This is a genomic window from Mycobacterium sp. IDUB_1 (assembly GCF_055419625.1).
Genome location: NZ_JBVAYA010000001.1, coordinates 1,799,316 through 1,812,242 on the forward strand (window position 1 = coordinate 1,799,316; position 12,927 = coordinate 1,812,242).

Here is a 12,927-nt window from a genome sequence, read left to right on the forward strand (position 1 = left end):
CGGTGCGTACGCGCACCGGTTGAGTTCGCTGCGCGGTGGTACTCCTGCGCCATGGTGGCACCGGGTTTCCTCGCCATCGGCGGCGGTCCCGCCGGCGTCAGCGCCGCCGAGACGTTCCGTGCCCGGCACCGCCACATCCCCGTACGCATCCTCTCCGCCGATCCCGCATTGCCGTACGCGAAGCCGCCGCTGAGCAAGCAGTTCCTGTGCGGCCAGCCGGCAGAACTGGACCTGCACAGCGCCGGCTGGTTCGAACGCAACGCCATCGATCTGGTCCTCGGGGTGACGGTCGAACGCATCGACACCGCCGCGCAGGAGATCGTCACCGCCGGGGGCGCCCGCTATCCCTACTGGCACCTGGTGCTCGCGTCGGGCTCCCGCGCGGTGCCGCTGACGGTGCCGGGCGCCGACAAAGCGCTACCGCTGCGGTCGTTCGCCGATGCGGTGGCGCTGCGGATGGCGGCCCGCCACGCCGATTCGGCGGTCGTGGTCGGCGCGGGGCTGATCGGCTGCGAAGCGGCGGCCTGCCTGTCGGCGAGCGGTCTGCACACCGTGCTCGTGGCCCCCGAGCCGGTGCCGCTGGCCCGCCGTTTCGGCGTGGACGTGGGCGAGCGTGTGGTCAAGATGCTCTCCGATGCCGGGGTGCGCTTCACCGGTGTGGCCCCGGTCGCCGCGGTCACCGACACCGGGGTGATGCTCGACTCCGGGGAATGCATCGACGCCGATCTGGTGGTCGCGGCCACGGGCGTGCGGCCCGATGCCCGGTTGGCGCAGCAGGCCGGGCTGGAGATGAGCGGAGGACGCGTCGTGGTCGACGAGCACATGCGCACGTCGGTCCACAACGTGTTCGCCGCCGGCGACATCACGCTCGCACACAACCTCACCGCGGGTCGGGCGGTCGCCGCCGAGCACTGGCGCGACGCCGCCCAGCAGGGGCTGGTGGCGGGGCTGACCGCGGCGGGCTACCCGGCGGCGTGGGACCGGGTGCCCGGGTTCTCCTGCACGATCGGCGCGGTCACGATGCGCTACCGCGGCTGGGGCGACGACTGGGATTCCTGCCGGGTCACCGACCAGCGACACGGCTTCGTCGCGACGTACACGCGTCGCGGTGACGAGATCGCAACGCTGACGGCTACCAGCCGCGCATCGTAGGAGTTCGACCGCAGTCCACGCCGTCGTCACCGCTGCGCGACGTGCCGGCCTGACTCTGCTGGCCGCCGCTACCATCGGAATAGCGTGGGGTGCAACGGTTCCGATGCGGCTCTCGACACCGCCGACGCTGTCATCGCAATGGCCCCACTACCCCCGAGATGCTGACCTCGTCTCCCCGGTTCGCGCGCTCGTCGGATGGGGACGGGAGGGCGGGCGTCGTAGACTCTGTGGCGTAGGCACGCGCAGGTCGTCGTCACGGCAACTCCTTCGTTTCGTCCTTTCCAGCTGCGCCTTGATGATCGGTTGGTGACATGACCCTGTCCTCGCCACCGCGCACCGAGGTCTACCTGGTGCAGAGCCGCTTCAACCCGTTCTCGGTGCGAGGCGCGCTCGAACTCACCGACGACAGCGTGCGCTGCACCGTCACCGACTACTCCGGGTGGGTCGAGAGGGCCCTGGGGATATCGGATCTCGACTCTCGGCTGAAAGCCGGAGAAGACGTCGTGGCGTTCGATTCCCGGCGCGATCAGCTGAAGATCAAGTGGCTCAAGCAATTCATGAACGCGGGGTTCTCCGTCTGTGATGGCGGCGCGAGCCGTTGGCTGGTGTCGCTCGTCTATCCCACGGGACTCCTGGCCGTGGTCGAAGTAGTGGATGGCTGGGACGTTCACAACGAATGGCGCCGGGCCCTGCCGTCGACCTGATCCGCGGATTCGTCGACCAACCCCGACCGCAATCCTTGGGCACACGCCGAACGCCACACAGCGCCTACGCTCAGTGACATGACCGACCACGACAAGGTTGCAGCACGGCGTGAGATCGCAGACGCACTTCTGACTGCGCTCGACCGCCGTCACGAACTCTTGGACGCCATCGTCGAAGCCGAGAATCGAGCTGCCGCGGTGACGGCGATATCGCAGCTTCTCGGGGCGTCACCACGTGCGGGCGAAGCCGTCATCGGCATGTCGTTCGAGCAGCTCACCCGAGAGTCGCGACGCACGATCAGAGCCGAACTCGACGATCTCAACGGTCAGCTGACGTTCACGCTCAACGAACGCCCGGCCTCGTCGGGGGACAACCTGGAGTTGAGGCTCTTCTCGTCGGAGGTCGATCGAGACATCTTCGCCGCTCGCACGTCGGACGTCGGCGCCGCGGGCGACGGTTCCGGCGCACCGGCAGGAGATCTCGACAATGAGATCGGCTCGGCGCAGGGACGGGTCAGCGCCGAGGAGGCGGCGTGGTTCGTCGTGCTCGACGGCGACGACAAGGTCGGCATGGTTTTCGGCGAACTCTCCGGGGGCGAAGTCAACGTCCGAGTCTGGGTTCATCCGGAGAAGCGGGGGCGCGGGTACGGCACCGCTGCCTTGCGCAAGTCACGCTCGGAAATGGCGTCGTACTTCCCCGCGGTACCCATGGTGGTGCGGGCCCCGGGCGCCGGCGCCTGACCGGGGTCCACCAGGCAGCCGGACCCGGCTACAACCAGTCCCGGCGCTTGAACGCGATGTAGAGGATCACGACCATCACCACGATCAGCGCCGTGCTCGTGATGAATCCGGCGACCGTCTGAATTCCGGGATACTCCACGTTCTGCCCGTAGTAGCCGGTGATGGCCGTCGGCACCGCGATGATCGCCGCCCATCCGGTCAGCTTCTTCATCACCACGTTCAATCGCGCGTCCTGCAGCGAGAGGTTCGTCTCGAAGACCGTCGTGACCATGTCGCGCAACGATTCCGTCCACTCCGAGGCCCGCAGCACGTGGTCGTACAGATCGGCGTACACCGCGTCGAGCTCCGGTGCGGTCTTCGCGTCGAGCCGGCGGTGCTGGATGGCCGAGACCACCTCCCGCATCGGCAGCACCACTCGTCGGAGCGCGACCAGATCCTTACGCAGCTGAAAGGTCCTGCGCTGCAGCCCTTTCGGTGGTGTGGCGTCAGCGAACAGATCGTCTTCGAGTCCTTCGATCGCATCGTCGAGCGCCTGCACCGCCGCGAAGTGGCCGTCGACCACGACGTCGAGTAGGCCGTGCACCAGCGAGCCGACCCCGTACTCCTGACCACCGAGCTCGTCGAACCGGCGGGACACCTCGTCGATGTCGATGTGTGGTGACAAGCGGACCGTGATCAGCCCGCGCGGCAGCACAAAACCCGAGATGCGGTGGACCTCGAGCAGCGAGGCCACCCCGTCGCCCTGCGCAGCCGGTTCTGCCATCGTGACCGCGTACACGGTGAAGAACGTGTGCGTGCGGTACACCACCGCTTTGGTGCGTTCGGATTCGGCGAGCGCGTCCTCGACGGCCCAGGAGTTCAGATGCAGCTCGGCGGCAAGATCTTTCAGGATCGCGTGGTCGGGATCGTAGATGTCGCACCACACGAGGGTGTCGTCGCCGCTGAGGCAGTCCGAGATCGCCGAGAAGTCGAAGTCGTCCTGAGGTTCACCGTGCCGCCAGATCCGGCCGCGCACGTGGGTCATCGCAGTTGGGGCATGGCTCAGCCCAGCGTGAATTCGGCGGCCAGGCCGTCGATTCCGGCTTGAATGGCGTCGAGGGCGGGCTTGCGGGCCTTGAGCTTGGTGGCCAGGTGGGCGCCGGCGTGCAGCGTGGACGCCGCCTCCTGGGCCACCTGCTGCGCGCGGGCCAACACCTGATCGGCCTCGACGATCTCGTCGAGCCAGCCCGCCGCGATCGCGGCGTCGCCGACGAACGTCGCGGCGAGTGCGGTGCCGCGTTCGAAGGCCGCAGGGGTGAGGCGCATCCGCATGATCTCGATCGCGGAGATCGGGATGGTCATGCCGATCGCGACCTCGATCGCCTGACAGCGTGACTTCGGTGCCCCTACGCGATGGTCGGCCGACAACAGCAGGAACGATCCCATCGCGATCGCGGGGCCCGTCGCGGCGATGATCACCGGGACCGGGAACGTCAGCGTGCGCAGTGAGAGCTTGAAGCCGCCCGAGAGCATGCCGAGCGCCGCCGCGGGATCCCCGGATTGGAACACCGCGAGGTCGAAACCGCCGCTGAACACCCGCGAGTTGCCGGCGAGCACGACGGCCTTGGCCTTGTCTGCCTCGGCGCGGTCCAGTGCCTCGTTGATCGCTGCCTGCATGTCCGGGCCGAGGACGTTGACCTTGCCGTCGTCGAGCGTGATGGTGGCCACGGAATCGGCGAGCTCATAGGACACGGTGCTGGTCATCGGGTCTCCTGGGGCGAGGTGTGAGGGCGCATCGAACCTAACAGCGGAGGGCAGGAGCGAAGCGACCGGGGAAAAGGCAGCGGAGGGCAGGAGCGAAGCGACCGGGGAAAAGGCAGCGGAGGGCAGGAGCGAAGCGACCGGGGAAATAACAGCGGCGGGCAGGAGCGAAGCGACCGGGGAAAGAACAGCGGAGGGCAGGAGCGAAGCGCGCGACTACGCAATCGGTGGCGCGCAGCGTCCCCGTAATTAAGTACTCGACTACGCAAGACCTGGCCGCCACACCTCCATAGCGTGATATCCAAGCGCGGCGGTTACGAGGGGTCGCCGCGCTTACCACGGAGGAGGACGAACGATGCGCGCACACCGCAAGCAGGCAGATCCCGAACCCGACCGCCGCAGGCACCGGGTGAAGGGCCGAAAAGCTCGGCGTACCAGCGGGATTCCCACGCTCAGCCTCTGGGAATGCGGGATCGGCGCCGGCTGGCGCTGACGGTCGATCTCAGGACGTGCTGATGAGCGCGTCCTGCGCGGCGGGCGTCTCTGTGGTCTGTGGGGAGACCATCAGACGCTCGCCGCGCGCCACCCAGTCGGGGTCGGCCCATTCCACCTGAGCGGGCAACCGTCGCCAGTACGCCGGGTGCGCGCGCAGGTAGCACTCAACGCTGGCGTGCACGGCTGCACCGGCGGGCAGGCGGCGCGGCGAGACCGGATGGTGGCTTCCGGCCAGCGCGTCGATCGTATTGGGCGCCTGGTGTCCGGCGGGATCGGCGAGCTCGGCCCCGGCGCTGACCGCACCGTCGAGCACCCAGTCCAGCGCGATGTCTGAGAGCGCCGCGCACGAGTGTCGCGCACGAGTGATGTCACCGTGCGCACCGCGGAACCACACCTGCTGGTGTGCATCCGCGGCGCTGCCGAACGGGATCGCCGACGTGTGTGCGTCGATGGCCAGCGCGTGCCGAGCCGCCTCGACGTGCGTCGCGGGATCGGCGCAGGCGCCACGCGGCACACCCGGGACACCGCGGGTGTCCCACAATCCGAGGAACCGCACCGTCGCCGGAGGCTCGTCCCGTCCGCGCAGTTCCTCGGCCACTCTGCGCAGGCGCTGCCAGTCGGCCCCGTCGCGCGCGGTCCGGGAGATCGCGTAGGTGCTCAGCAGGTAGTCGCGCAGCTCGGCGAGCGAGCCCGTCGCGTCATCTGCGGGCAGCACTCCCACCGTGCCGACCAGCCGGGCCAGGGCGCGGGCGCACACGCCATCTCGACCCGCACCCACGATGAACACGCGGTCCCCGGGCTCCCACGCATCGGTGAGGAAGTCGTAGGCAGCGACGACGTGCCCTCGCGCCGCGTCGAGTTCACGGCGGTGACGCGGCCGGCCGTCTCGTGGCACGTGAGCAGGAGTCCAGACGAGCTGCCCGGCGGATCGGCGCAGCATCCCGGCGAACGCCACGGCGTTGCCGGCCGGATTGAAGTTGTCGAAACACAGCGCGATGTTCTTCACGATGGCCCCCGACGGGATGTGCGGATGCGCCCGGGAGGGAAGTTTGCCAGAACGCGATGCCACCGGGGCCGGAATCGGCAGAACGAGGGCCGTCAGCCGCCCATCAGCGTGCGCCACTGAGCGAGACTGCTCGCACGGTAGACGTAGTTGCTGCGGCGCACGGAATCCAGCGGCGCGCTCTTTGCCGCCGAGTACCAGTGGCCGGGGAACACGGTCGGGTCACCGGGCAGAGCGGCCAACGCCTGCAGGCTGCGGAACATGTCGTCGACGTTGCCGCCCGGGAAATCCGTGCGGCCGCAGCCCTCCAGGAACAACGTGTCCCCGGCGACCAGCCGGCCGTCGAGCAGGAAGCACTGGCTACCGGGCGTGTGACCGGGCGTGTGCAGTAGCTCGATCGCGATCGAGCCGACCTCGACGGTGTCGCCGTGGTGGTGCGCGGTCAGCTCGCTCGGGGCGATCCCGGTGATCCGGGAGACCCAGTCCGCTTCGTGGGTATTGACGTGAACCGGCACGCTGACCCGTTCCAGCAGCTCGGCCAGGCCCTTGAGCTCGAATCCCATCATCGATCCGCCGACGTGATCGGGATGGTGATGGGTGACCAACACCCCGGCCAGCCGCATGCCGTCCGCGTCGAGGACGTCGACCAGATCTCCGGCGGCGTACGCCGGGTCGACGATGACGGCGTCACCGGTCTCGGAGTCGCCGATCAGATAGGCGAAATTGCGCATCTGTTCGGCGATCATGTCGCCGGCCGCGAAATCGCGGCCCGACAGGAGCTGACGGAAATAGAGACGATCGTCTTCGGCCATGCGGGTCAGCGTAGGCGGCCTGCGCCCTGAACAGCCGTGGCGTGCCTGGCACGACCAGCGGTTTGGCGCCGCAATCGGTGAGAATGTACCCTTTTCAAGGCTCGTCGCACCGTGACGTGCTGCAGGCCCCCTTAGCTCAGTCGGTAGAGCGTTTCCATGGTAAGGAAAAGGTCAACGGTTCGATTCCGTTAGGGGGCTCGGTGGACCGCTGTGCGGGTCCGTCCGGGGCGGTGTAGCTCAGCTGGTTAGAGCGCACGACTCATAATCGTGAGGTCGGGGGATCGAGTCCCCCCACCGCTACAAGACACTAACGAGACGTATCTCGAAGAGACGTAGAAGAAAGAGACGACTGCCGTGGCCTCCAGTACCGACGTACGGCCCAAGATCACCTTGGCCTGCGAGGTGTGCAAGCACCGTAACTACATCACCAAGAAGAACCGCCGCAACGATCCCGATCGGCTCGAGATCAAGAAGTTCTGCCCGAACTGCGGCAAGCACCAGGCTCACAAAGAGTCCCGCTAGGACCACCGCTGCGCCGTGTCTTTCCTGGACGAGTTCGTCGGGCTGCACTATCGGCATCCCGATCACTACGTCGTCGGCCGTGAGAAGATCCGCGAGTACGCGACCGCGGTCAAGAACGACGACGACGCGTTCTTCGACGAGCAGGCCAGTGCCGAACTCGGGTACGACGCTCTGCTCGCCCCACTGACGTTCATCTCGGTGTTCGGCTACCAGGCGCAGCGGGCGATGTTCGATTCCGCCGACATCGCGATCGCCGACGCCCAGATCGTGCAGGTCGATCAGTCGCTGAAATTCGTCCGCCCGATCCAGGCCGGCGACACGCTGTACATCGACGTGTGGATCGATTCGGTGCGCACGGCGCACGGCACCGACATCATCGTCACCAAGAACATCGTCAGCAACGGCAACGGCGACGTCGTCCAGGAGTCCTACACCACCCTGGCGGGGCGGAGCGAAGAAGACGGAGAGAGTGGCTTTTCAGATGGCACTGCGTGAGTTCAGTTCGGTCAAGGTCGGCGATCAGCTTCCCGAGCGGGTCATCCCGCTGACGCGGGCCGATCTGGTCAACTACGCCGGCGTGTCCGGCGACCTCAACCCGATCCACTGGGACGACGACATCGCCAAGCAGGTCGGCCTGGACACCGCGATCGCCCACGGCATGCTGACCATGGGCCTCGGTGGCGGGTACGTCACCGCCTGGGTGGGCGACCCGGCCGCTGTCACCGAGTACAACGTGCGCTTCACCGCCGTCGTCCCCGTCCCCAACGACGGCAAGGGTGCCGAGATCGTGTTCAACGGCCGCGTGAAATCCGTTGAGCCGGAATCGAAGTCGATCACCATCGCGCTCACCGCGACCGCAGGCGGCAAGAAGATCTTCGGCCGTGCCGTGGCGACGGCGAAGCTGGCGTAGGCAGGTCTGACTCATGGCACTCAAAACCGACATCCGCGGGATGGTCTGGAAGTACCCCGACACCTTCCTGGTGGGCCGCGAACAGGTCCGCCAGTACGCCAAGTCCGTGAAGGTCACCGATCCCGCCACGCTGGACGAGAAGGCCGCCGCCGAGCTCGGGCACGATTCGTTGATAGCCCCGCCGACGTTCATGTCGATCTTCGCGGTGATGATCCAGAACCACTTCTTCCAGCACGTCGACGTGGGCCTGGCGACCATGCAGATCGTGCAGGTCGATCAGAAGTTCCTGTTCCACCGTCCGATCAGGGCCGGCGACGCGCTCAACGGGACGATGTACATCCAGAGCGTCGACGAACGGTTCGGCGCCGACATCGTCACCACCCGCAACGTCCTCACCGATCCGGACGGCGAGATCGTGATGGAGTCCTTCACCACCCTGATGGGCCACGAAGGTGACAACTCCATCTCGGCGGGGTGGGATCCCGAGACGGGCCAGGTGGTGCGCAAGCCCGTCACACACGACACCTCCGATGACTCGCTGGGCGCGGAGCCGACGACGGATTAGTAACTCCGACCCGCGGCGCGCTACACTCGGTCCTCGGGGTTTTCCCAGTTGAGCGCGCTGTCCGTCGGGGCTTGTGTCACCGCACGGGGAGCGCGCAAATTGTGTGGGCCCTACAGGGAACCCGTCTAGGGGCGTAGCTCAACTGGCAGAGCAGCGGTCTCCAAAACCGCAGGTTGCAGGTTCAAGTCCTGTCGCCCCTGCTCAACTGAATACTCGATACGTGGGACCGGCCGGTCTGGATACTGGACTGGAGGGGCCCGCGAACCGGGACCCATGACGACCGATCACGAGGGAGCACGCGGTGAGCGACGAGCGCGACGGTGCCAGCTCGGCAGGCACCGACAGCGGCGCGGAGACCGACGGCGGTGACGCACGAGCGCAGACCGCGGTCGTGAACCGCCCGCTGCGACCGACGGGCAAGCGGTCGCGCCGGGCGGCGGATGGCAATAGCACTGCCGATGACACCTCCGACACCGACGCGGCACCCGAGGCCGACGGGTCGGGCGGCAAGGACGACGGCAAGGGCCCGAAGGCGAAGAAGAAGACGGCGCGCAAGCCCAAGGACGGGCCGTCGCGCAATCCCATCCTCTTCGTCCTCAACTACCTGAAGGAAGTTGTCGCCGAGCTGCGCAAGGTTATCTGGCCGAACCGCAAGCAGATGGTCAGCTACACCACCGTGGTGCTGGTGTTCCTGGTCTTCATGGTGGCGCTGATCGGCGGAGTGGACCTGGGCCTGGCCAAGCTCGTGACGTTGGTGTTCGGCTGACCTGCACGGTCACCCCACCCCGACGCAATACATCTGTAGAGAGGACTGACACGTGACCAGCTTCGACGGCGAGACTGCCGCGAGCGTGTCCGAGGCGCGCGCCGAAGAGGCCGATCCGGCAGTGGTGATCGCCGACGAGGCCGCCGAGCATCTCGAGGAGACCAGCCCGGCCGAAGCCGTCGAGGACGCGCCCCTGGATGCGGCCGACGAAACCCCCGCCGAGGCCCCTGAAGCCGACGAAGCACCGGTTGTCGAGGAAGACGAAGACCCCGCGGTCGCGCTGAAGAAGGAGCTGCGTCTCAAGCCGGGCGACTGGTACGTGATCCACTCCTACGCCGGGTACGAGAACAAGGTGAAGGCCAACCTCGAGACCCGCGTGCAGAACCTGGACGTCGGCGACTACATCTTCCAGGTCGAGGTGCCCACCGAAGAGGTCACCGAGATCAAGAACGGCCAGCGCAAGCAGGTCAACCGCAAGGTGCTGCCCGGCTACATCCTGGTGCGCATGGAGCTCAACGACGAGTCGTGGGGCGCCGTGCGGAACACCCCCGGTGTCACCGGCTTCGTCGGCGCGACGTCGCGGCCCTCGCCGCTGTCGCTCGACGACGTGGTGAAGTTCCTGCTGCCCCCGGCAGCGGCGAAGAAGCCCGGCAAGGCTGCGTCGACGTCGGCGGCATCGTCCGAGGCGTCGATGGAGCGTCCCGAGATCCTGGTCGACTTCGAGGTCGGCGAGTCCGTCACCGTCATGGACGGGCCGTTCGCGACGTTGCCGGCATCGATCAGCGAGGTCAACGCCGAACAGCAGAAGCTCAAGGTGCTGGTGTCGATCTTCGGTCGTGAGACGCCGGTCGAACTGACCTTCAACCAGGTCGCCAAGATTTAAGCCGGGCCCCTCGGTCGTGAGGACGCCCACGAGATAGAAGAAGGACAGCACAACCATGCCCCCGAAGAAGAAGGTCTCCGGGCTGATCAAGCTGCAGATCCAGGCCGGGCAGGCCAACCCCGCCCCGCCGGTCGGTCCCGCGCTCGGCCAGCACGGCGTCAACATCATGGAGTTCTGCAAGGCGTACAACGCGGCGACCGAGTCGCAGCGCGGCAACGTCATCCCCGTGGAGATCACCGTCTACGAGGACCGCACCTTCACGTTCGCGCTGAAGACGCCGCCTGCGGCCAAGCTGCTGCTCAAGGCTGCCGGCGTGCAGAAGGGTTCCGGTGAGCCGCACAAGACCAAGGTCGCCAAGGTGACCTGGGATCAGGTGCGCGAGATCGCCGAGACCAAGAAGGAAGATCTCAACGCCAACGACATCGATCAGGCCGCGAAGATCATCGCCGGTACGGCCCGGTCCATGGGTATCACGGTCGAATAAGACCACCCCTGTGGGAGAGCCCGCTTCGGCTCGCAACCACGACCTCTGAATCAAGGAGACATCAATGAGCAAGAACAGCAAGGCCTACAAGGAAGCCGCCGAGAAGGTCGACAAGACCCGGCTCTACACGCCGCTCGAGGCCGCGAAGCTGGCCAAGGACACGTCGTCGAAGAAGCAGGACGCCACCGTCGAGGTCGCGATCCGCCTGGGCGTCGATCCCCGTAAGGCCGACCAGATGGTGCGCGGCACCGTCAACCTGCCGCACGGCACCGGTAAGACCGCCCGCGTCGCGGTGTTCGCCGTCGGCGACAAGGCCGAGCAGGCGCTGGCCGCCGGCGCCGACGTCGTCGGCAGCGACGACCTGATCGAGAAGATCCAGGGCGGGTTCCTCGACTTCGACGCCGCGATCGCCACCCCCGACCAGATGGCCAAGGTCGGCCGCATCGCACGCATCCTCGGGCCCCGCGGCCTGATGCCGAACCCCAAGACCGGCACCGTCACCCCGGACGTCACCAAGGCCGTCAACGACATCAAGGGCGGCAAGATCAACTTCCGCGTGGACAAGCAGGCCAACCTGCACTTCATCATCGGCAAGGCGTCGTTCGACGAGAAGTCGCTGGTGGAGAACTACGGCGCCGCGCTCGACGAGATCCTGCGCGCCAAGCCGTCCTCCTCGAAGGGCCGCTACCTGAAGAAGGTCGTCGTCTCGACCACCACCGGCCCCGGCATCCCGGTGGACCCGGCGGTGACCCGCAACTTCACGGAGGAGTAGGCGCCAGCCGAATCCGACCATGGGCACGGAGGAGTAGGCGCCAGCCGAATCCGACCATCGGCACGGAGGAGTAGGCGCCAGCCGAATCCAGCAAGAGTCCCCCGCGCTTCGGCGTGGGGGACTTTTCGGTATGTAGGGGGTGCTGAAAAGCTCCTCGACCACCGACGAGCCCGGCCGAAGGCGCAGCCGTCGTCCCCCACGAACGACAGGTGAGCGGCATCAGCCGGAGATCCGAGTTGTCCCCCACATCGAACCCTGATGCGGTGGTCGAGGAGCCCCTGCCAGGCAACATAACACCGGTGACGGGCAACCGCGCCGTCATCAGTGAAAAGGGAAGGGGCTCAGACGGCCGCGGCACCCGGCTTCAGGTAGGTGACGAGGCTGACGTCGAGCGCTTCGTCGACGTAGTAGTACTGGCAACCGGTCAGGTAGCGCATGTAGTCGTTGTAGCTCTGCTCACCGGCCGCGGCGATAGCCTCGTCCTTGTGCTGCTCGAGGCGAGCGGCCCAGATGCCGAGCGTTTTGATGTAGTGGTTCCGTAGCGACAGCGTCTCGGGCACCGTGAAACCGGCTTTCTCGCCGTGCTCCACCAGCATCTTCGTCGACGGGATGCGGCCACCTGGGAAGATCACCTCGGCCATGAACTTCGCGAAGCGGGCGAGCTCGAAGGTGAGCTTCTTGCCGCGGGCCTGCAGATCGTAGGGGTGGTAGCCGCAGCTGCTCTGGATCGTCATCCGGCCGTCCTCGGGCAGGATGTCGAAGCACGACTTGAAGAAATCGTCGAAACGGTCGAAGCCGAAGTGCTCGATGGCCTCGATGGACACGATGCGGTCGACGGGGGAGTGGAACTGCTCCCAGCCCTCCAGGCGCACGTCGAACGTGCGCTCGGTGTCCAGCCTCGACAGCAACTGATCGCAGTAGGCCTTCTGGTTCTTGCTCAGCGTCAGGCCGATGACGTTGACGTCGTATTTCTCCATCGCTCGCTGCAGCGTCAGCCCCCAACCGCAGCCGACCTCGAGCAGCGTCATCCCCGGCTTGAGGTCGAGCCGATCCAGATGCTGATCGACGTTGGCGATCTGGCCTTCCGACAGCGTTGCGTTGGGACCGGTGAAGTACGCACAGCTGTACTTGCGGGTGGGGTCCTGGAACACACCGAAGAAGTCGTCCGACAGGTCGTAGTGGGCCTGGATGTCCTCGAAATGAGGGGTCAGATCCTTCGTGCCGGTGGAGTTGTCAGACATGCGCTTGTTCGTCCTCAATTTCGTGGGCCCCCGCCCGATGCGACATCGCGATGGTGTCCCGACCGTACCCAAACAGTGCACGGCCTAGCGGTAAACACGCTCTCTTGGGCGATCAGCCTATCGGGTCGGCGTCTGCA

17 protein-coding genes and 3 tRNA genes are annotated in these 12,927 nt (G+C 66.7%); 15 read left to right on the top strand and 5 right to left on the bottom strand.

The genetic code is table 11. The features are described from left to right. Window positions 1-51: 51 nt before the first annotated feature. The 3 genes from ACZYYX_RS09165 to ACZYYX_RS09175 all read left to right on the top strand — a co-directional run bounded on the left by ACZYYX_RS09165 (window position 52) and on the right by ACZYYX_RS09175 (window position 2,597). Window positions 52-1,152 carry an NAD(P)/FAD-dependent oxidoreductase gene (locus tag ACZYYX_RS09165; protein WP_463814104.1) on the top strand — a complete coding sequence of 367 codons (1,101 nt, stop codon included), beginning with the start codon at window positions 52-54 and terminating at the stop codon, window positions 1,150-1,152. A 311-nt stretch (window positions 1,153-1,463) separates the two neighbouring features. Then, a complete protein-coding gene (locus tag ACZYYX_RS09170; RefSeq protein ID WP_463814105.1) occupies window positions 1,464-1,856 on the top strand; it encodes a hypothetical protein in 393 nt (130 codons plus the stop codon). A 78-nt stretch (window positions 1,857-1,934) separates the two neighbouring features. Further along, entirely contained in the window at window positions 1,935-2,597 is a 663-nt protein-coding gene (locus ACZYYX_RS09175) for a GNAT family N-acetyltransferase (RefSeq protein ID WP_463814106.1), read from the top strand. Window positions 2,598-2,625: 28 nt separating this feature from the next. On the opposite strand, the gene ACZYYX_RS09180 is transcribed toward ACZYYX_RS09175, so the two are convergent. Next, window positions 2,626-3,621, bottom strand: coding sequence for a magnesium transporter CorA family protein (locus ACZYYX_RS09180; RefSeq protein ID WP_463814107.1), 996 nt, complete (start codon window positions 3,619-3,621; stop codon window positions 2,626-2,628). Window positions 3,622-3,638: 17 nt separating this feature from the next. Then, on the bottom strand, window positions 3,639-4,340 hold the full coding sequence (locus ACZYYX_RS09185) for a crotonase/enoyl-CoA hydratase family protein (protein ID WP_463814108.1): 702 nt from the start codon (window positions 4,338-4,340) through the stop codon (window positions 3,639-3,641). Window positions 4,341-4,692: 352 nt separating this feature from the next. Between ACZYYX_RS09185 and ACZYYX_RS09190 the strand changes: the two genes are divergently transcribed. After that, a complete protein-coding gene (locus ACZYYX_RS09190) occupies window positions 4,693-4,830 on the top strand; it encodes a hypothetical protein (protein ID WP_463814109.1) in 138 nt (45 codons plus the stop codon). 9 nt (window positions 4,831-4,839) lie between these two features. On the opposite strand, the gene ACZYYX_RS09195 is transcribed toward ACZYYX_RS09190, so the two are convergent. Together ACZYYX_RS09195 and ACZYYX_RS09200 are read right to left on the bottom strand one after the other, a co-directional pair. Continuing rightward, complete coding sequence (locus ACZYYX_RS09195) at window positions 4,840-5,955, bottom strand: phospholipase effector Tle1 domain-containing protein (protein ID WP_463814110.1); 1,116 nt, start codon at window positions 5,953-5,955, stop codon at window positions 4,840-4,842. Beyond that, window positions 5,931-6,647: an MBL fold metallo-hydrolase gene (locus ACZYYX_RS09200; RefSeq protein WP_463814111.1), complete on the bottom strand. Its 717-nt coding sequence runs from the start codon at window positions 6,645-6,647 to the stop codon at window positions 5,931-5,933. Before ACZYYX_RS09200 ends, ACZYYX_RS09195 begins: the two co-directional genes overlap by 25 nt. A 125-nt stretch (window positions 6,648-6,772) precedes the next feature. On the opposite strand from ACZYYX_RS09200, the gene ACZYYX_RS09205 reads away from it, so the two are divergent. From ACZYYX_RS09205 to rplA, 11 genes are all read left to right on the top strand, one after another. Then, window positions 6,773-6,845, top strand: a tRNA-Thr gene (locus ACZYYX_RS09205). 28 nt (window positions 6,846-6,873) lie between these two features. Continuing rightward, window positions 6,874-6,947, top strand: a tRNA-Met gene (locus ACZYYX_RS09210). Window positions 6,948-7,001: 54 nt separating this feature from the next. Then, window positions 7,002-7,169, top strand: coding sequence for a 50S ribosomal protein L33 (gene rpmG, locus ACZYYX_RS09215; protein ID WP_003929651.1), 168 nt, complete (start codon window positions 7,002-7,004; stop codon window positions 7,167-7,169). A gap of 15 nt (window positions 7,170-7,184) precedes the next feature. Next, window positions 7,185-7,664, top strand: a complete 480-nt coding sequence (hadA, locus tag ACZYYX_RS09220; RefSeq protein WP_463814112.1) for a (3R)-hydroxyacyl-ACP dehydratase subunit HadA — start codon at window positions 7,185-7,187, stop codon at window positions 7,662-7,664. Then, entirely contained in the window at window positions 7,651-8,079 is a 429-nt protein-coding gene (gene hadB / locus ACZYYX_RS09225) for a (3R)-hydroxyacyl-ACP dehydratase subunit HadB (RefSeq protein WP_463814113.1), read from the top strand. The genes hadA and hadB overlap by 14 nt, the downstream gene beginning before the upstream one ends. Window positions 8,080-8,092: 13 nt before the next feature. Then, window positions 8,093-8,644 carry a (3R)-hydroxyacyl-ACP dehydratase subunit HadC gene (gene hadC / locus ACZYYX_RS09230; protein ID WP_463814114.1) on the top strand — a complete coding sequence of 184 codons (552 nt, stop codon included), beginning with the start codon at window positions 8,093-8,095 and terminating at the stop codon, window positions 8,642-8,644. 127 nt (window positions 8,645-8,771) lie between these two features. Further along, window positions 8,772-8,844 (top strand) — tRNA-Trp (locus ACZYYX_RS09235). 101 nt (window positions 8,845-8,945) lie between these two features. Continuing rightward, on the top strand, window positions 8,946-9,410 hold the full coding sequence (secE, locus tag ACZYYX_RS09240) for a preprotein translocase subunit SecE (RefSeq protein ID WP_463814115.1): 465 nt from the start codon (window positions 8,946-8,948) through the stop codon (window positions 9,408-9,410). A gap of 193 nt (window positions 9,411-9,603) precedes the next feature. Beyond that, a complete protein-coding gene (gene nusG / locus ACZYYX_RS09245) occupies window positions 9,604-10,293 on the top strand; it encodes a transcription termination/antitermination protein NusG (RefSeq protein ID WP_463814856.1) in 690 nt (229 codons plus the stop codon). A 55-nt stretch (window positions 10,294-10,348) separates the two neighbouring features. Beyond that, complete coding sequence (rplK, locus tag ACZYYX_RS09250; RefSeq protein ID WP_046361080.1) at window positions 10,349-10,777, top strand: 50S ribosomal protein L11; 429 nt, start codon at window positions 10,349-10,351, stop codon at window positions 10,775-10,777. A gap of 64 nt (window positions 10,778-10,841) precedes the next feature. After that, entirely contained in the window at window positions 10,842-11,549 is a 708-nt protein-coding gene (rplA, locus tag ACZYYX_RS09255) for a 50S ribosomal protein L1 (RefSeq protein WP_463814116.1), read from the top strand. Between the two features lie 341 nt (window positions 11,550-11,890). On the opposite strand, the gene ACZYYX_RS09260 is transcribed toward rplA, so the two are convergent. After that, window positions 11,891-12,790: a cyclopropane mycolic acid synthase family methyltransferase gene (locus ACZYYX_RS09260; protein WP_463814117.1), complete on the bottom strand. Its 900-nt coding sequence runs from the start codon at window positions 12,788-12,790 to the stop codon at window positions 11,891-11,893. Window positions 12,791-12,927: the final 137 nt, after the last annotated feature.

Coding starts and splice junctions, on each gene's coding strand:
- ACZYYX_RS09165 (WP_463814104.1), top strand. CDS start 52: ATGGTGGCACCGGGTTTCCTCGCCATCGGCGGCGGTCCCGCCGGCGTC.
- ACZYYX_RS09170 (WP_463814105.1), top strand. CDS start 1,464: ATGACCCTGTCCTCGCCACCGCGCACCGAGGTCTACCTGGTGCAGAGC.
- ACZYYX_RS09175 (WP_463814106.1), top strand. CDS start 1,935: ATGACCGACCACGACAAGGTTGCAGCACGGCGTGAGATCGCAGACGCA.
- ACZYYX_RS09180 (WP_463814107.1), bottom strand. CDS start 3,621: ATGACCCACGTGCGCGGCCGGATCTGGCGGCACGGTGAACCTCAGGAC.
- ACZYYX_RS09185 (WP_463814108.1), bottom strand. CDS start 4,340: ATGACCAGCACCGTGTCCTATGAGCTCGCCGATTCCGTGGCCACCATC.
- ACZYYX_RS09190 (WP_463814109.1), top strand. CDS start 4,693: ATGCGCGCACACCGCAAGCAGGCAGATCCCGAACCCGACCGCCGCAGG.
- ACZYYX_RS09200 (WP_463814111.1), bottom strand. CDS start 6,647: ATGGCCGAAGACGATCGTCTCTATTTCCGTCAGCTCCTGTCGGGCCGC.
- hadB (WP_463814113.1), top strand. CDS start 7,651: ATGGCACTGCGTGAGTTCAGTTCGGTCAAGGTCGGCGATCAGCTTCCC.
- hadC (WP_463814114.1), top strand. CDS start 8,093: ATGGCACTCAAAACCGACATCCGCGGGATGGTCTGGAAGTACCCCGAC.
- rplK (WP_046361080.1), top strand. CDS start 10,349: ATGCCCCCGAAGAAGAAGGTCTCCGGGCTGATCAAGCTGCAGATCCAG.
- rplA (WP_463814116.1), top strand. CDS start 10,842: ATGAGCAAGAACAGCAAGGCCTACAAGGAAGCCGCCGAGAAGGTCGAC.
- ACZYYX_RS09260 (WP_463814117.1), bottom strand. CDS start 12,790: ATGTCTGACAACTCCACCGGCACGAAGGATCTGACCCCTCATTTCGAG.